We start from the raw sequence: 18,072 nt of genomic DNA, 5'->3' as shown, positions 1-18,072 counted from the left end.
ACTGTCTCATCATTTTTGATTTAAAATTCGTAACTTACGCGGCCATATAAATACGTTCCAAATGCTCCTTCAGGCGCATTAAAACTATATTTGACAATATTGCCGACCGAGGAATCTTTGGCTTGATCAGGATGGCTATTAAATAAGTTGATCGCCCCTAAATTGAATTTCAGGCCTTTCACGAATGCATCCGCTTTGTAGCCAATATCCAAATCTGCAATCCATTGAGGGTCAAAAGTTTGGTCTAGTGCAGTATTGGTATTATTTAAAGTGGTCCATTTATCGTAGCGACGGACAGCCGTATTCACGCTCCATGCTTGATTTGACCAAAGTGCGCCAAGCGTTAGCTTTGTTTTCGGTGCAGCAGACTCAATCAGGCTTTGTGTATTTCGTCCCGCAATGCTTGAAACAGGAATTCGCTCACCTTTTGCGGTGATAGAATCTCGAGTTTCGGTAATTTCATTTTTGTTATATGCCAGCCCCAGGTTCAGATTTAACTTGCCATATTGTTCAAGGTTTAAATCATGTTTAAGCGCGAGCTCTAAGCCTTGAGTACGTGTATCTAATAAATTATTAAAGAACGCCACATTGGCAATATTCGAATACGGTGTATTGGCAAAAGCATTGGTAATTACACTTCCAGTAATATTGTCTGAAAGCAAAATACGATTTTTAATATCGATTTGATAAAGGTCCAAAGTTGCCGATGTATTAACAAGCGGCTTCCAAACAAAACCTAAAGAATAATTCGTCGATTTCTCAGGTTTAAGAGAAGTTCCGCCAATGAGTAAAGCCGCCTCACTTCCTGCAACTAAAGTTCTTTGTTGAACGTCTTGCCAACCTGAAGGGGTCTGCACTGTTTGTACGCTATAAGCCGAATAGCCCTGCTGTGCCAATGACGGCGCTCTATAGCCTGTATTGACTGAACCACGTACCGTAAATTTAGGTGATACATCATATTTAGCAAATAATTTTCCGTTTGTGGTCGAACCAAAGTCTGAATATTTTTCACTTCGAACAGCGGCACCCACATTCAAGTCTTTAATAATATCTGCTTCTAAATCTAGATAGACACCGTAAACATCACGGCTGATTTTTCGTTGATCCTGATCTGTAATTCCTGCATATATTCCCGGAACACCAACGCCTAAAGTTGTGCTTGGATTGAAATATGGACCGCGGGTGTAGGCAATTGGATCACCTGCATTTTGCTTATATTGCTCCCAACGATATAAAACCCCTGTAGATAACGTGAGTGGGCTTGCTAACCAGTCAATTGCAATATCACGGCTATAATCTAGCCCTGTATTTAATTGTGAAAAAATATTTTCACCCAAGTCATAGTTTGAAGGAGAATTTGGCCCGTAACTTGGATTAATGCCATTGCCTTGTTCTGTGCTGACTTTATTTTGTCCATAGGTCGCATAAAGATCATATTTACCTGACTTTTGCTCTCCTTTTTTAACTCCAACTGTCGTTGCAAAATCATCTACAGTGACTAAGCTCAATGGCGAGCGTCCATCTGGATAACGTTCTTTAAAATAGCTGGATTGATTCAGTAATGTTTTGGTTGTTGGGGGCTCATAAAAGTTTTCCCCTATTGTTTTACGATGGCCATAGCTACTAAAACCATAAAGTGCAACGTCATCTGTCAAAGGCAAATCTAGATTGGCAGTCACATTGATTTGATCTTTTTGTTCAGGGGAGCCAAATTTCCAAGTTCTATAGGGTGTATTTTGTTCTGTATATTGAGCCTTGGTTGAACCATCATAAAAAGTTCGTGTATCAGGTGCTGTGTTACTTGCAGCTTCACGTTTGCCTAAATCTAATGCAACCGTCAATGCACCATCATTAGGGAGCGCAAAACCTTTCAAAAAATTCACTTTATGTTGTTCACCATCTCCTTGAGTGTAGCCACCTGTTTGATAGTTTACACCACCTCCATGATCTCGTGATTTCAAAATAATATTAACGACACCGGCAATTGCATCTGACCCATATTGTGCGGCAGCACCATCTCGCAAGATTTCTATACGCTCAATCGCGCTCACTGGAATTAAACTTAGGTCCGTTACCGCCGCGCCTCTTCCACCTGCATACGCTTGGCGGGTGAAATAAGCTGATGTATGACGACGTTTTCCATTAATTAAAATTAGAGTTTGATCAGCAGATAATCCTCTAAGTGCAACACTTGGCGGAACCGATGCCCCAAACCCACCTGCTGGAGAACTTGGTAAAGTCACCGAGGGAGACAACCTTGTTAATGCTGCTGCAAGATCAGTTGCACCAGTCTCTTGTAACTCTTTGGCAGTTAAAATATCAACTGGTGCAGGTGTATCGAGAGAATTACTAATTGCCCGTCTAGACCCTGTAACAACCACAGATTGTAATGTGATGACATACTCTTTCTCTGACAAATTCTTTTGATCATTTGCCAAAGTAATTGAGGCCGTGAGTGTACTCAGTGCAAAAATTGAGGAGTGAAGAATGAATTGAGAAAAATATGTACGCATATTGGCTTCCTTAACGATCTAGACCGTTATAGCAAAGCCGATGCCAACTATTTTATTATTTATTATCAATACATTAAGAAGCACAAATAAAAGAATCATTGTTTAAATTTAAACAATGATTCAAAAAAATGTTTATAAAACTACAGTTGTGAAATCTGCAAATCGCTTAAACAAGTTGGTTTTGAAAATATGACTGATATAACTGAAAGTAAGCTGACTGCTGCTGTATTAACTGCTCATGCGAACCCTCTTCTACGACATGGCCATTTTCAATCACAACAATTTTATCGGCTTCACGAATGGTACTCAGCCGATGTGCAATGACAATACATGTTCTATTTTGGCATAAGCGTCTGAGCGCATATTGTATTTTTTGCTCGGTATAAATATCGATTGCAGAGGTAGCTTCATCCAGAATTAATATTTTGGGGTTTGCTAAATAAGCGCGAACTAAGCAAACAAGTTGCCTTTGTCCATGACTAAGATTTTTACCAAGCGCCCCAACTTCGGTGAAATAGCCTTGCGGCAGTTGTTGCAATATCTCATCCGCTCCTAAGTCTTCAATAACTTGGATAAGTTTCTGATCTGAAGCATCAGGTTGAACTAGACGTAAGTTATCTAGAATTGTTCCACTAAATAAAACATTATCTTGTAAAACAATACTCACATGCTGTCTTAAACTTGCAAGATGAATACTCTGTATTGGATAACGGTCTAGAAAAATTCCACCTTGCTGGGGTTCATAAAATCGCGTTAGCAACTGAACCATGGTGCTTTTGCCATGTCCTGTTGGACCTACAATCGCAATTATTTTTCCAGCTTCAATGTCTAAATTAAAGTTTTGTAAAACAGGTTTGTGAGTATAGGCAAAATCTACAGACTGAAATTGAATATGACCATTCAAGTGTTCAAGCTTCACAGCATTCGGTTGTTCTTGAATCGTAGATTGAGTGTCTAAAAGTAAAAATATTCGTTGCGCACACGCGGCTCCATTTGCATAACGTTCAAATAAATCGGTCAGTTCCTGTAAGGGTGCTAAGAATAAAAACACATAGAAAATACTCTCTGCAAACTGCCCTATACTAATCATGCCATCACTAAAAGCATAACTACCAATCACAATGAATCCGGCAGTAGCTAGAGTTGAAAGTAAACCTGTAAAGGGAGCAAACCAACTGGTTCGCTTGCTTCCATAAATAATAGAATTATTAAAGTCTTTTAATAATTCTTGATAACGAGATTGATTGGTTTCGGTGTAATTTAACTGCTGAATGATTTTTGCTCCATTTACTGTTTCAACCAAATGAGCAGTAAATCGACTGCGTTCCTCCGCAACTCGTCCCCAATGTTTTTGTGATGACTTTTTAAAAATAGCGGTCATACCAAATAAAATGGGTAGCGTCGCAAATAAGCACCAGAAAAATGGTGGATAGATATGCCAAAGCAGTACTGAAGCTAATCCACAACGCAAAATTGCCGAAAGTAGCTCTGGTGGTCCTTGTATTAAAACAGGCTCTAGTGTTTCGACATCACGATCAGCCCGTGAAATAATCCTGCCAGCCTTGGTACGATCAAAATAACCAATATTTAAACTTTGGATATGCTGAAATAACGACCGCCTTAAACCATTAATTACTTTCAAAGCTGCTCGGCCTGAAAGATATTTTGATACGCCCGCTAAAGCAAAACGACAAATCCAACTTAAGGTTAAAATGCTAATCGCAATGAATAAAACAGGCTGATTCAATACCATTTTTCCAGCAATGTGTTGAAAGCCCGAATCTAAAATATATTTCACCACCCAAGGCCGAACAAAAACGCTCATCACTTGTAAAATTTCTACTGCAATTAAAGCAAGCAGCAAGTAACGGATGGGATAAACTAAAGGAATAAGTTTTTTTAGCATGCCTCTATGAATTGAAGTATTTGCCAAATTTTCTTCAATTTGTAGATCAGCTGATTTTGCAAATGGGCGGAAATTTTTAACATCGGTATTCATGCATCAATCTCCTGCTGCTCTAACTGAAAACCCATCAACTCTCGATAAAACAAACAATCTTGAACCAATTCAGCATGTGTGCCTTGGGCAATAATATGACCCTGATCAAGCACAATAACGCGATCAGATAAAGCAATCGTGGTTTGTTTATTAGAGTTAATAATGATTGTTTTCTTAAAATGGTTTCCATTATCAGACAGCGCTGATAGACGCTGTAAAACTTGTTTTTCTGTAGTCGCATCTAAGGCACTGGTAGAATCATCTAGCGCTAAAATTGGCGAATTTTTTAAAATAGAACGAGCTAAGGCAAGTCGTTGTTTTTGTCCTCCAGACAAGGTAACACCCTTGTCCCCAATCAACGTGTCTAAACCATGATCAAGTCGTTGTAATAGTTCTGATGCAGACGCTAAATGTAAAGCATCCCTCATCTCTTGCTCAGTTGCATCTTGCTTAGCAATTCTTAAGTTGTCTGCCAATGTGCCGCTAAAAAAGAAATATTCCTGAGGAATGATCTGAACCAAATGACGTAATTCAAATAGGCTTAAATCTTTAATATTCGTCCAGCCCGTTTGCTCGGAACCAATCAAAACTTGCCCTTCTGTTGGGTCAATAAACCGATTTAGTAAATTCATCAATGTCGTTTTACCTGAGCCAGTCTTACCAACAACAGTGACGATTTCACCTGCTCGAAATTCAACATGGCAGTGTTTTAAAATATGCTTTTGCGTTGTTTCATCCTGAAAGCTTACATTTTCTAATCTAATATTTAACTCATCACGCCATTGCAAAGGCAGAGGACATCGTTGATCTTTAATTGCGGACTTCTCATCTAGCATTTGCCAGATTCTTGTTGCAGACGAACGCGCATCAGCAAAAATATGTAAGACCTGACCAATGCTTTCAATACGAAACACCAATAAATTTGCCATGAGAATGGCAGCAACAAATTGCCCTACTTGTAACTGATTTTGACCAATTAAATAAGCACCAAAAGCAATGACCCATAAATATGAACCTGCAATAATCACTTGTGGAATAGGCAACCTTTTCGCACTTGTCTTGATGGTCTGAATAGAATGATGAATAAATAGATCTACAGCATGGTTAAAACGTTGTAAAAGTTTCTCTTCGAGTTGAAAAGCTTTAACTACCCGAATTCCATTCACGCTCTCTGCCAAGGTATCGCTGACTTTTTCATATGCAAATGCAACTTGATGGTCCAGAACCACCAATTGATTGGTCAGTTTAAATAGAACCCAAAGCCCTAAAAAAATAAATAATAAAGGAACTAGGCCGAGCCAAGGATGATACCAACACAAGAGTCCAACAGTTACGGTAACAACCAAGCTTGACTCAAACACTTGTCGCCAAAAATTGATGAGTGCTTCTTTTAATTTATCTGAATCACGTGTTGTACGAGATAATACTTCTCCTAGCCCATGTTTCCAGTGCCATGAAACATCTAAATGCTGTACTTGACTAAAGATTCTTTCTCTTAAAATACTTAGCAGTTGCTGGCCAATGGTTAAAGCACTTAACCCTGCCAAATACTGAATAACAGCTCTAATACTGGCAATACTCGTAAGTAGAATGAACCAAAACCAAGGATTTAAAGGATCAGTGATAGCATGCTGAAATAAGGTTTCTCGTTCACTATGTTTTAAGGTATCAATCGCATGTCCGATTGAATACTGTTGAAGGGCTAACCCTATATTCGCAATAACAAATAAGGTTGCCGTCAATAAGAAACGAAATGGCATAAAACGATATAAAGCCAAACTTCGTAGTAATGGATAATTTTTAAACATAAAAGATAGTAAAAATTGAAGATTCCGTTTTATTGCGAGATTCATGCCAAATTAATGGTCTTAAAAAATATTTTAAACCATTGTTTTATATTGGTTTTATATGGTGCTATGTATGGGGGTGTTGTTTTTAAAACACCAGCGCAATTCTTGTGTTGTAATCGCAACAAAATTTGATATATCAACATCACAAAAAAGATATTAAAAATAATTAATAAATATCAACAAATTAATGAATGGCATCAATTTTGCTTTAAAGCATGAAAACCACAAAAGGATGTCACGATGACAACACTTCAAACTCAACCATTAAACACACTTTGGTATACACGCTGCCCTGTACCAACTGGTCTAGGCATTTCAATTCAAAAAGGTTGGCTTAAAGCAAAGTTTAATGAGCAGCAGATTGAAATAAAATCAATTCGAGAATCAAACTCCAAAGATATTCGTAACTCTCATTTTAACCACACCCTTGCCAACTCAGTTCGACACGGCGGTAGTATTCCAGCTATCTGGGCATATTCATCTGGTCAAAAAACGAAAGTAATTGGCTTATCTTGGGCGGATGAAGTTCAACTATTGTTAACGCGCTACGATTCAAACATCAAAACTGTTGCAGACTTAAAAGGCAAACGTTTTGGTATTCCACTGAATCAAGATGCAATTATTGATTTCTCGCGTGCACAGGCAATTCGTGGTTTAGAAAATGCTTTAAAAACAGTGAATTTGACGGTAAGCGATCTTGAGTTGGTAGATTGTTTACGAGCAGATATTCTAGCCGCACAGCAACAACAACCTGAAGAAAATGATTCTAGTTTTTATGGTAATCGCAACAAAATTAATGCAAGTGCAGAGATCGTGGCATTAATTAAAGGTGATGTTGATGCTATTTTTCTAAAAGGTGCACACGCTGCGCAAATTGCTCATGATTTTGCCCTGCATACCATTATTGATATTGGCTCACATCCAGACCCTATTCTACGCTCTAATAATGGAACACCAAGAACGCTGACTGTCGATGAAGATTTTCTAACACAATATCCAGAGCAAGCCCAATCAATTGTCGATGCTGTTTTACAAGCAGAACAATGGGCACATGCCCATGCCGATGAAACCCATCGTTATTTGGCAAAAGAATGTAATAGTAGTGAGCAATGGGTTCATGCTGCTTACGGTGCAGATGCACATCTGAAACTGAACACTAACTTTGATGAAATCTCTATTATTGCTTTACAAGACTTGAGTGACTTTCTCTATCGCTGGAACTTTATTCCTGCAGAAATTAATGTTCGTGAATGGCTGGCGCAGGATATTTCTATTCAAGCTCAAGTGGCTTAACAGTACAAAAGCAAAAAGGTTGTCTTGATGACAACCTTTTTTATTTTTAGCATACAAATTCAAGTAACCGTAAACTATCGTAGTAGTTAGCATCGGTAATGTTAATCTCTTTAATAACAATTATTTTAACGGAGTCTTATCGAGTTTTTATCCAATTTTAGGATTAGCTTTCAGCTGGAGTTACTTTGGTTTCGCCCAAAGTAACCAAAAGCATTGTCATCTGCAAAACCTGTTCTTTTCTTGGATTTATTAAAACCTCTCGTAGAAACAGTCTCTTGTTTAAACCATGCAGGTTGCAGATGACGTTCCGAGTATCATATTTACTTTCGAACTCGGGTTATTTACTAAATTTAGTCACATTTTCCGCCTGCTTCTTCAGAAGCACTGAGTTGTATTCTCCTGGTGGAATATTATTTAAATAATAATTTCCAACATGATATAGCCTCCAGCGAATCGGATCATGCGTGGTGTGAGTTCGTGCATTTCGCCAGAAGCGGTCTAGATTCCATTTCGATAAGGTTGAACTTGCCCCGAGTAATCCAAAAATTTCACTCGAAATTTTTAAAGATGCATGATCAGACTGACTACGGGTGGCAGCAACCGATAAAATCAGTTCAGTTTGTAATTCTTCATCTTCTACATTTGCCAAATGCTGTTCAAAAATTTGTGCTGAACGATCTAACAATGCCTCAGCCGAACGGACCAAAACAGAAAACTCACCAATTTGTTTAATAATATGAGATTCATGTGTAGGTGAATCGACCCCACTTTCTACCCAAGGTCGAGCATGATGTTGTAAATAATCAATCCCGCCTTGTAATGCCCCTTTGGCAATTCCTGTGTCCATTGCAGCGTGTAAAATCTGAGGCCAAGTGAGTCCCGTACGTAAAACCGTGCCTAAACCACCAGTATTCCGCTTAGCAATATAACGTTCATCAACAATCACATCTTTAAAATTAACAGTGCCACTGACGCTATTATTTTGTCCCATTGCATCCCAGTCATCAAGCAACTCTACTCCCTCTGTATCTCGATGAATTAAAATCGAGACTGGTCCATCATCACTACCCGCAAATAAAGAAATCCATTCTGCAAGTAAAGAGCCCGTAGAATAAAACTTACTGCCGTTTAGAATTAATTGTCCTTCTGCATTCCTTTCTACGCGTGTTTTATGCTGGAACTTATCTTTGCCTCCCACTTCTGCAAGTGCATTGCCTAAACGCTTTCCACTTAATACATCGGCAAGTAATTGATCACGAATTTCATCGTCATAGCCAGTTAAAATTCCTCGGAACATAGTGAAGTGAATCTGTAATAACTGCCCTACACCACCATCGGCAGATGAAATAATTTTCACCACATTGACCAAGGTTGAAATACTGGCACCTAAGCCTCCAAATTGCTTGGGCACAATAATCGCGGTTAAACCAGCTTCTGAAATTAAACGCGCCTGATCATAAGGGACAGTCTTGTTATAACTTGGATCTCGAGCAAATTGATTCAGTTGATCTGCCACCTCATTTGCAATCTCAAGTGCTTCTTGCTCGCTTTGAATATGTCTTACGCTACCTAATTCTAAAAAACTGTGTTGGTTAATATCGTTCATTTTTAACTCCGAAAAATCTGTTCTTTTTTATGCGCTAACTTCTAATACGTTGTTTTTAAACAAGCTTGGCGCATGGGTAAGCAAAGTTTTGGTATATATATGTTGAGGATGACTAAGCACTTGATCTGTTTCACCGTATTCAACAATATGTCCATTTTTTAATACGGCGACTCGATCTGCGATTGCACGAACAACCCCTAGGTTATGAGTCACAAATAGTAAGGTCACACCTTGCTGCTGAAGGTCTTGTAACAGTTTTAAAATAGATGCCTGAACTGAAACATCCAAAGCAGAGGTAATCTCATCACAAATCAAAACATCAGGTTGGCACAATAAAGCTCGCGCGATCGCCACTCGTTGTCGCTCCCCACCCGATAAATCTCTTGGATAGAGTTCCTGAACTTGTATAGGTAGAGAGACTTGTTTAAGTACCTGTGTGACTTTTTCTATGGCTTCTTGTCGAGATGCTCCAAAGAAATGCTGCACAACTTTAATTAAGGTCTGTCCAATCGTATGCGCTGGATTCAAGGCTTTATAAGGATTTTGAAAGATATATTGCAGTTTATGTCGCTGCCGTAAATGACGCTGTTGCCCACGCAATGACAAGACTTCATGGGCTAAGGTAATTTGTCCATCTGCATTTTCATTCAGGCCTGCAATAACACGTGATAAAGTCGTCTTACCTGAACCCGATTCACCAACTAATGCTAAACATTCGCCTTTTTTGAGTTGAAATGAGATATCAAAAAGAGCCTGTTGCTGCCCATACCATGCATTAATATGTTCAACTTTTAGCAGTGCTTCTCGATCAGTTTCTCGTTCAATAACCTGATGTTCAATCTCTTTAAAATTAATCACACCAACATGATCCAAATGGTGACAAGCAACAAAATGCGGATCAAACTCATCTTTTAATTGAGTTAATTCAGGTTGTTTTTGACGGCATATGTCGGTGGCGAAAGTACAACGTACTGCAAAAGCACATCCCGCTGGACGCTCATTTGGTGATGGTGCGTGCCCTTCAATTGGAGATAAATATTTACGAATGGCCACATCGGGAATGGCGTTAAGTAAACCTTGTGTATAAGGGTGTTTAGGAGTTTCAAATAGTTGGGTTAATACCGCATCTTCAGCAATTCGCCCTGAATATAAAACAATCACCCGATCTGCAATGTCTTTTACAACCGTTAAGTCATGCGATACATAAATAGCAGCAACATTATATTCACGGCATAATTTACGAATGATGTTCAATACCAAGGTCTGCGTCGTCACATCTAAGGCGGTGGTTGGCTCATCTAAAACAATCAAACGTGGCTGTAGCAAGAATGCCAATGCCAATAAAATTCGTTGTTGTTGTCCACCTGAAAGTTGATGGGGATAACGCTTGAGAAATAGCTCATCATGAGGTAACCCCACTTCATCTAATATTTTGGCTACTTTTTGGTGTTTTTCAGCGTTCGATAACTGGGCCTGATGGACTTCTAATAATTCAAATAAATGTTGACCAATACTTAATGCTGGGTTGAGTGCCGTTCCAGGATCTTGAGCGACATGACTAATTTTATAGCCACGAACCTGACGTAAAGCATGATCATCTAAACTGAGAATATCTTCATCATCCAGTTCAATTGTGCCTTGAATAATCTTGGCACCATGTCGTGCATAGCCCAATAAGGCACTCGATAATGTCGTTTTACCAGAACCACTCTCTCCGACCAGCCCTAGAACTTCACCTTCTCGCAAGCTAAATGAAATATTAGAAACGATATGATTGCCAGTGTTTACCAATGCCACGGTTAAGTCTGTTACGGTCAATACTGTATTTTTAAATGTATTTGCCATGTTTATTTTTCCTCAATCCGAGCTGCTGCACGTCCAACGCCCTCTGCCAATACATTCGTTCCGAGTGCAAACAAAGCAATTAAAATTACAGGAACAAACACGGCCCATGGTTGGACTAATAAACCAGCGCGATTTTCATTGATCATGAGCCCCCAATCTGCTGCTGGAGGTGCCACGCCATAACCCAGAAAAGCCAAACCAGATAACATACCCACTGCCCATGTCAGCATCACCCCAAGATGAATAAGTAAAGGCGTCAACATGTTGGGTAAAATTTCACGAAATAAAATATAGGTTTTTGAATAACCAAGAATTCGGGCAGCTTCGATATATTCCTGTTCCACTAAATTAAGTGCAACGCTTCGTGCAAGACGCACGACTCCTGAAATAAAAGCAATTGAAACCGTTAAAACGATGAGCCAAGGCTGTCGACCTAACATCGAAACAATAAGTAAGACCAAAATAAGATCCGGAAAGGCCATGAAAACATCAGTTAGCCAAGTCACGAACTGATCAATCCTATTTCGGGCAAAAGCAGCTAATATGCCTAAACTAGAACCAATCACTAATGCGACCAAACTAGCAGCCAGCGTCATCCAGATAATTGAAGCACCGCCAGCAAGTACACGTGACCAAACATCATGACCAATATAGTCATAACCTAAAAATGATTTTCCTTCGGGTGGTCCATAAGTCATGCCAACCAATGCAGTGGGCTCAAATGCAACAAATAACGGTCCAACCAGTGCGAAAATCAAAACTAGAGCTGTGACTACAAATCCAAAACGTACTTGTCTTTCACGAATTAATGTTTGAAAAAAGTTTCTTTGGTACCAATGAAGTGAGCTCATTTCCCACCTCCTTGCTGAATATTCTTTAAAGCATTGCGACGATCGACAGGTTTTACCGTAATTGGTCGGCCAGACTTCCATAAACGTAATGCCTGACGTCGGCCTGGCGAACGTGCTTTATGTCTTTTTGCAGTTCGTATTTTTGGTGTGAGTAAAGTCGTGATTAAATCTGCAATTAAATTAACAATCACCACGCAAATGGTGAGCAATAAAACGATTGCTTGAATGGTCGGGATATCCCTCATTTCGATTGCTGCATTGAGCGCATTACCAATACCGGGGTAACTGAAAACCACCTCAATAATGAGCGCACCACTCAGCAAAACCCGTATGGTCAATGCTGTACCCTGCACCAGAGGAACCAATGCATTAGGTAAAACATGTTTCCAAATAATCCGGCGCTCAGGAATACCACGCAGTCGTGCAGAGGTCACATATTCTGACTCTAGCGCATCAATCATGGAACCACGTACTAAACGCATCAGATATGGAATGAGTGATAAAGCTAAAGTTAAAATTGGTAAAATTAAAAACTCTAGTTGGCTATAAGGCGACTCATTAGGAATCAGCAACGATGCGGCTGGCAATATGTGTAAAACCGATGTTGAAAAAAACATCATTAACCAAATCGCAATAACAAACCCCGGCACCGCTTTAAACACAATAGAGCTAGAGACAATAATACGATCGAGTTTGCTATCGCGATGAAGCGAGAGCCACACACCTAACACGACTGAAATCGGTACAGTAACGACAATCACGAGGCTCGTGAGTGCAACTGTATTACCAAAATAATTCTTAATAATTTCTAAAACAGGCACATTGGAATCAATCGAGCGTCCAAAATTACCTTGCAACAATTGACTCAACCAATGCCAGTATTGAAGTAATATCGGATCATTTAATCCCAATTGTTCACGAAGTATTTGTACCGTCGCTTCAGGCGCTTCTGGTCCTAAAATGACACGAGCCGGGTCAGATGGAAGTGCTTGTGTCGCAATAAAGACAATGAGACTAATAACAAATACAACCAATACCCCTGACACCAAACGTGTCAAAAACCAAGGTAACCATGCAGGAAATTCAAATGACTTGGCAATTGTTGGTTGTTGAATAGATGCTTCTATTTTGCTGGATTGAATTGTCATATCGGTTACCCTCTACGCCAGAATTCATCTGTACGCCACGCAGCAAAACCAGTGCGATCAGGCGTTACACCACCAATTTGGTTCGAATGTGCATCAAGGACATTATTAAAGCCCCAAATGAGTAAACCACCTTGCTCATGTTGAATATGCTGTGCTTCATGAACAAGAACTTTTCGTTTTTCCAAATCGGGTTGTTGCAATGCTGCATGCACTAGTTCCGTAAAACGCTCATTCTTAAAACGAGTTTTATTATTTGCCGCACCTGGTCCATCAATTTGCAAAACTGTTAATAAGAAAGGACGTGAAACGTTCGAGCCTGTACTAAATGCCCAATCTTGTTTTACTGCATCCGCAAAGGTAGCAGCCTCAACCTGTTTAACATTAATAATGACACCTGCCTGAGCAGCATGTTGAGCAAAAACTAATGCAGCATTGCTATCTGGGCCTGTATATAAATCGACAGTCAAACTATTATTAAAACCAGCTTCTTTGAGTAGCGCTTTTGCTTTATTTAAATCTTGCTTGCGCTGCGCAATACTGTGGTCATATACAGGATCACTAAACGAATAAAGGTCATTTGCAACTCGTCCTTGCCCAGCTAAAGCACGTTTGACCAAATCGTCTCTATTAGCAATCAATCTAAAAGCTTGTCGTACCCGAAGATCATTGAACGGCGCTTTAGCCGTATTCATATCAAATGATTGCCAAGCATCGGTTTCTGATGAAACAAGATTTAGCCGTTTATTAGATTGAATTAAAGAAATATGCTCAGCACTTACTCCAGATGCAATATCAATTTGACCAGATTGCAAAGCAGCAAGACGCCCTGTTTGATCTTTAAAATCAATAATTTCTATTGCATCGGCATAAGGTTGATTTTCTTTCCAGTAATTTTCAAAACGTACAAAACGTGAACGCTGGCCGGGTGTAAAACTTTCAAGCTTAAAGGGACCAGCACCAACTACATTTTTAACTGGGTCATAATCTGTAGGAACAATACCACCCCAGCTCATCCATGCTTCTGGTAAAGCAACCAATCCCTTTCCTTGAGAAAAAGGAATTTCAACGGTGTATTCATCGCGCTTTTTAATTGCATCTCTTTGCAAAGAATAAAGATAAGCTGCGAATGGCGAGGCAAGTTTTGGGTCGGTCAAACGGCGTAAAGAGAAAATAACATCATCGGCTGTAATGGTTTTACCGTGGTGAAATTCGAGTCCTTTTTTAAGGCGAATGGTCCATTTCGTTCCGTCATTATTAGGTTCAGCAAATTCAGCAAGGGCAAGTTTTGGCTGAATATCTCTGCCCCATTCCCATAACTTTGCATATAAAGGCCAGCCTCTAAACGCACTGGACATACCAATAGGTTTATGTGCATCTAAATTGCCTGCTTGGTTCCCATTAATCACTCCAATTTTGATCACACCACCTTTTTTCGGCGTATCATTTTGGGGTGAAGCGGCAGCAGCGCTTTCAGACGATGAAGAGTCGGGTTTAGAACATCCTATAAGACTAATTGCAGCAAATGCGCCAACACCTAATCCAGTCTGTTTAATGAGTTCTCTACGTGTAATTTTATTCATGCCGTTTCCCTTAAACCACGATTTCTTGATTCAAGAGGGAATCAATGGATGAATTTCTATTTAGCTTAGGTAACTCAAAACCATGATCAAGCTCTAATAATGGAAACAATAAGTCTGCTACCCGATAGGCTTCTCCAATTAAAGGGAAACCAGACAAGATAAAGGCTGATACACCATAGCTTTCGTATTCTTTAATCCGTTTGGCAATATTTTCAGCACTACCCACTAAGGCAGTCCCCGCAGCTGGGTTTAAAATATCGAAACCAAATAAAGATGGGCCAGTCCAAACATTAGGATAAATTTCAAAATCTTTAGCTTGAGGCAAAACCCCTTGTCGTAATTGTTCTAAGTTTTTTTGAATAGATGGGTTGTTACTTTGATAACTCTCAAAACTTTCATTTGGAGGAAGCTGTCGTTTAACAGCTTCGATTGCATAATTTACATCAATTTTGTCAAGTAACGACTGAGCATATTGCCAAGCCTCTTCTTCTGTTTCCCGAACAATAATTTGTAATCGAGTTCCAAATTCTAAAGTTCGGCCAATTTTTGCTGCCTCAGCCGCAACCTTGCTAAACTTTTCTCCAAGTAATGACGGTGTATTCGCAAAACTTAAATACACATCTAACAATTCAACAGAATGCTGAACGCCTTTGACAGAAGTTCCAGCTCCCCACAAAGGAACACCTTGTTTTTGAGTTGGACCACGCCATTTGGACATTGGAGATCCACCCTCTAAGCGTGGAGCAATGTGAATAAACTCGCCCTCAAATCCCGAGGTATCACCTAAGTAGTTTTGTTGAAATGCATTCCAGTATTCTTTACTAAAGTCATAACGTTCATCATGAGTATAGTGAATACCTAAAGCTGCCAACCCCTTATCATTTCCATTAACGACATTAAATAACAAACGTCCTTTAGAAAATGCATCAAAAGTTTGCGCATATTTTGCCAAAACTGCTGGCTGGACTTCTCCGGGATGTTGGGCAACCAGAAACTTTAAACGTTCAGTAAATGGAATTAAACTCGCAGCAATAGCAAGTGTCTCATACTCACTTGTACCCATGAGTGAACCGTAAAAACCAAGTCGATCTGCGGTAATCGCAATCTGTTGTAAGTGTTCATAATCGGTATCCCACCGCCCAGACTCCAACCAAGGATATGGTCCATCTGGAGAAGTGAGATACCATAAAAGTTTTACAGCCATAGTATTCTCGATCTTTATTTTTTAAATCTTTATCTAATTCAGAGGAAGTAAGCCCAGAGATTTTGCTTTTTCAGTCAATCCGCTCATTTTCCATTGCTGATGTAAAACCCCTTGCCCGTATTCTCGGCTCCCACCGACTAATTCAGCCAGCAGCTGAATTTGAGCACCTTCTTCAAGCAATAAAATAAATTCAGCAGTTTCCTGTAGTCCTTGGCGTCCCCATACAGTCGCTCCGCCATTGGCTTCTAAGATGGCCCGATGTTCAATATCAACTTTGAGTTGATCTAAAATAAAATCCACTTCAGCTTGACGGCGATCAATGTAAATCGGCAACTCTTTAAACAAATGGAAGCGCTGAACAGGCACATAACGAATCGGTAAAGTGCGATGGGTTTGAGCCCAAGCGCCTAAATTCGGCGCGTGTACATGAGATATTGTGGTGACATCTGCATGTTCTTTAAAAAGCTTGTTATAGCGCCCACCTGCACTTTTTCTTCCCAATAAAACTTCACCATCAATGGTCTCCACCAATACTTTGCTTTTTTTATCTTTAGACCACGGGCCTGCATAGTTAAAAGTAACTAAGGTATTTTCAGGTCCACGTTCAACAAAATTAACTGTTCCATTTGCAGTAATTGTTCTTGTTTCACGGAATACTTCAAAAGCAAATTCAGCTTTTTCACGGTTCAATTCGATAAAATCGTTGAGTTCACGAGACAATGGCGTTTGAATAAGTGTTGTCATGATCAAATCCTCTTTAAAATTTTTTATTTTGACGGCGTTTTAAAACTTCGAGTAAGGGACGATGATCAACCCATGTTTCAATATCGACATCGCGCTCTAAGAAACCATGCAACCAAAGAAAATCTTTTTGTTGTTTTAAAAGCTCTAAACGGTCTTCACTTAATGACGGATGTAAAGACTTATGAAAATTATTTCGATAGGCTGTCGCAACACTTTCTGCCCCTGCAATCGTTTCATCTTCTAGAATGACTAAAACCTCATCTAAATGATCTTGTGCCCAATCTGCGGTATCAAACAACTCTTCAAGAAAATCGACGACCACATCAAAATGATCTTCTAATAGATCTTCATGGACGGTAATGGGACGAGGTGTGCCGTTATTAACACGAGAAGTCACATCTTCAAATTTATCTAAATCAATTCCAACTTTAAGGCCGCGTTTAGTTGCAGCTTCAACAGCAGATGCTCCTTTTACATACACAGCATCAACTTCACCTGTAATTAATGCGTCTAGACCTGACCAATATGTACTCGCATCACGATTCTCTTTAGATCCGGCACGCTCAGGTACTTCAATAAAATTCACATCTCTGAAAGTGAGATTGGCAAGTTGTAAAGCACCACGAATACCTTGCAATGACATGGCTCTAAAAATACTACCAGCACGTTTGTCAGCATATTCTGGTAAAGCAACTTTCGCATTTTTTAAATGCTCTGGCTGGCTAATATCTGAATCAGGTCGCACAATAATGACTTGCCACTCATCAATCCAAGTCAATCCAATGAGTCGGCTTGGCGCGCCTTCAGAGCGTGCAGCTAATGCAGGTACATTTCCACCTTCTCGGAACAGAGCTGGTAATTGGTGATCAAAATGATGAACCGATAAACCTTTACGCGCATCTTGTAAGACGGCAACATCAATGCCGTGCTTTTCAAACTTTTTAACTAAAGTACCGCGTTTTAATGAAATACCTGTTGCTGTAGGTACTGGACATCGAGTGACCCAAATTTCAGACAGGATGTTTTTTACAAATTCTTTAGAATTTTCTTTTTTATCTACTACAAGTGACATACGGATTCCTTAGGATAATTCCACTTTCATCACTTACATTGAGCAGCTTTTATGCCAATTCAATTTATTATTTATTTTCAATTATTTATGCAAACATAGCAGGATTGGAAATGTTTATATTTCATCATTTTTCAATGTCACTGTTGTTTTATCAACAATTATTTTAGACAAATATAACTTTCTATATATTTGTTATGACCACTTTTTTAATTCAATGATTTTTTTAGGATGCCAGAACACTATCTTCTAGATATAAGTATCAGAAAGCTAAGGATTCAATGTTTATATATAAAAAAAACATCAGTTATCTCATCTCACTAATACTATGGACTGAAATCAATTCTACATAGGCTTCATTAAAAATATC

General features: G+C 39.3%; 12 protein-coding genes. 1 reads left to right on the top strand and 11 read right to left on the bottom strand.

Annotated features, from left to right (window positions below; translation table 11 throughout):
• Positions 1-20 precede the first annotated feature (20 nt).
• The 3 genes from MKL33_RS14825 to MKL33_RS14810 form a co-directional block, all read right to left on the bottom strand.
• Positions 21-2,513 (bottom strand): TonB-dependent receptor plug domain-containing protein, encoded by a 2,493-nt coding sequence (locus MKL33_RS14825; protein ID WP_270907262.1) that lies wholly within the window; start codon positions 2,511-2,513, stop codon positions 21-23.
• A gap of 166 nt (positions 2,514-2,679) precedes the next feature.
• Positions 2,680-4,512, bottom strand: a complete 1,833-nt coding sequence (locus MKL33_RS14815; protein ID WP_270907260.1) for an ABC transporter ATP-binding protein — start codon at positions 4,510-4,512, stop codon at positions 2,680-2,682.
• Positions 4,509-6,320, bottom strand: coding sequence for an ABC transporter ATP-binding protein (locus MKL33_RS14810; RefSeq protein WP_270907259.1), 1,812 nt, complete (start codon positions 6,318-6,320; stop codon positions 4,509-4,511). The genes MKL33_RS14815 and MKL33_RS14810 overlap by 4 nt, the downstream gene beginning before the upstream one ends.
• Before the next feature lie 282 nt (positions 6,321-6,602).
• Between MKL33_RS14810 and MKL33_RS14805 the strand changes: the two genes are divergently transcribed.
• Positions 6,603-7,655: an ABC transporter substrate-binding protein gene (locus MKL33_RS14805; RefSeq protein ID WP_270907258.1), complete on the top strand. Its 1,053-nt coding sequence runs from the start codon at positions 6,603-6,605 to the stop codon at positions 7,653-7,655.
• A gap of 337 nt (positions 7,656-7,992) precedes the next feature.
• Here MKL33_RS14805 and MKL33_RS14800 read toward each other — a convergent pair whose 3' ends face one another.
• From MKL33_RS14800 to MKL33_RS14765, 8 genes are read right to left on the bottom strand one after another with little or no spacing between them, the layout of a single operon-like run.
• Positions 7,993-9,261: an acyl-CoA dehydrogenase family protein gene (locus tag MKL33_RS14800; RefSeq protein ID WP_270907257.1), complete on the bottom strand. Its 1,269-nt coding sequence runs from the start codon at positions 9,259-9,261 to the stop codon at positions 7,993-7,995.
• Positions 9,262-9,288: 27 nt separating this feature from the next.
• Complete coding sequence (locus tag MKL33_RS14795) at positions 9,289-11,106, bottom strand: dipeptide ABC transporter ATP-binding protein (RefSeq protein ID WP_075382975.1); 1,818 nt, start codon at positions 11,104-11,106, stop codon at positions 9,289-9,291.
• Positions 11,107-11,108: 2 nt separating this feature from the next.
• Positions 11,109-11,957, bottom strand: a complete 849-nt coding sequence (locus tag MKL33_RS14790) for an ABC transporter permease (RefSeq protein WP_167563602.1) — start codon at positions 11,955-11,957, stop codon at positions 11,109-11,111.
• Entirely contained in the window at positions 11,954-13,105 is a 1,152-nt protein-coding gene (locus MKL33_RS14785; RefSeq protein ID WP_167563603.1) for an ABC transporter permease, read from the bottom strand. The genes MKL33_RS14790 and MKL33_RS14785 overlap by 4 nt, the downstream gene beginning before the upstream one ends.
• A gap of 5 nt (positions 13,106-13,110) precedes the next feature.
• Positions 13,111-14,685, bottom strand: a complete 1,575-nt coding sequence (locus MKL33_RS14780; RefSeq protein WP_270907256.1) for an ABC transporter substrate-binding protein — start codon at positions 14,683-14,685, stop codon at positions 13,111-13,113.
• 10 nt (positions 14,686-14,695) lie between these two features.
• The gene (locus tag MKL33_RS14775; RefSeq protein WP_270907255.1) at positions 14,696-15,889 is read right to left on the bottom strand and encodes an LLM class flavin-dependent oxidoreductase; all 1,194 of its coding nucleotides are present in this window, start codon (positions 15,887-15,889) and stop codon (positions 14,696-14,698) included.
• A 33-nt stretch (positions 15,890-15,922) separates the two neighbouring features.
• Entirely contained in the window at positions 15,923-16,633 is a 711-nt protein-coding gene (locus MKL33_RS14770; protein ID WP_000209266.1) for a class II aldolase/adducin family protein, read from the bottom strand.
• A 13-nt stretch (positions 16,634-16,646) separates the two neighbouring features.
• Entirely contained in the window at positions 16,647-17,705 is a 1,059-nt protein-coding gene (locus MKL33_RS14765; protein ID WP_000060708.1) for an ABC transporter substrate-binding protein, read from the bottom strand.
• Positions 17,706-18,072: the final 367 nt, after the last annotated feature.

Origin of the sequence: Acinetobacter sp. AOR43_HL, assembly GCF_027854635.1 — a bacterium.
Lineage (GTDB): Bacteria > Pseudomonadota > Gammaproteobacteria > Pseudomonadales > Moraxellaceae > Acinetobacter > Acinetobacter pittii.
This window is presented reverse-complemented; position numbering and strand designations above follow the sequence as displayed.

Coding starts and splice junctions, on each gene's coding strand:
- MKL33_RS14805 (WP_270907258.1), top strand. CDS start 6,603: ATGACAACACTTCAAACTCAACCATTAAACACACTTTGGTATACACGC.
- MKL33_RS14800 (WP_270907257.1), bottom strand. CDS start 9,261: ATGAACGATATTAACCAACACAGTTTTTTAGAATTAGGTAGCGTAAGA.
- MKL33_RS14770 (WP_000209266.1), bottom strand. CDS start 16,633: ATGACAACACTTATTCAAACGCCATTGTCTCGTGAACTCAACGATTTT.
- MKL33_RS14810 (WP_270907259.1), bottom strand. CDS start 6,320: ATGTTTAAAAATTATCCATTACTACGAAGTTTGGCTTTATATCGTTTT.
- MKL33_RS14815 (WP_270907260.1), bottom strand. CDS start 4,512: ATGAATACCGATGTTAAAAATTTCCGCCCATTTGCAAAATCAGCTGAT.
- MKL33_RS14825 (WP_270907262.1), bottom strand. CDS start 2,513: ATGCGTACATATTTTTCTCAATTCATTCTTCACTCCTCAATTTTTGCA.
- MKL33_RS14795 (WP_075382975.1), bottom strand. CDS start 11,106: ATGGCAAATACATTTAAAAATACAGTATTGACCGTAACAGACTTAACC.
- MKL33_RS14785 (WP_167563603.1), bottom strand. CDS start 13,105: ATGACAATTCAATCCAGCAAAATAGAAGCATCTATTCAACAACCAACA.
- MKL33_RS14780 (WP_270907256.1), bottom strand. CDS start 14,685: ATGAATAAAATTACACGTAGAGAACTCATTAAACAGACTGGATTAGGT.
- MKL33_RS14765 (WP_000060708.1), bottom strand. CDS start 17,705: ATGTCACTTGTAGTAGATAAAAAAGAAAATTCTAAAGAATTTGTAAAA.
- MKL33_RS14790 (WP_167563602.1), bottom strand. CDS start 11,957: ATGAGCTCACTTCATTGGTACCAAAGAAACTTTTTTCAAACATTAATT.
- MKL33_RS14775 (WP_270907255.1), bottom strand. CDS start 15,889: ATGGCTGTAAAACTTTTATGGTATCTCACTTCTCCAGATGGACCATAT.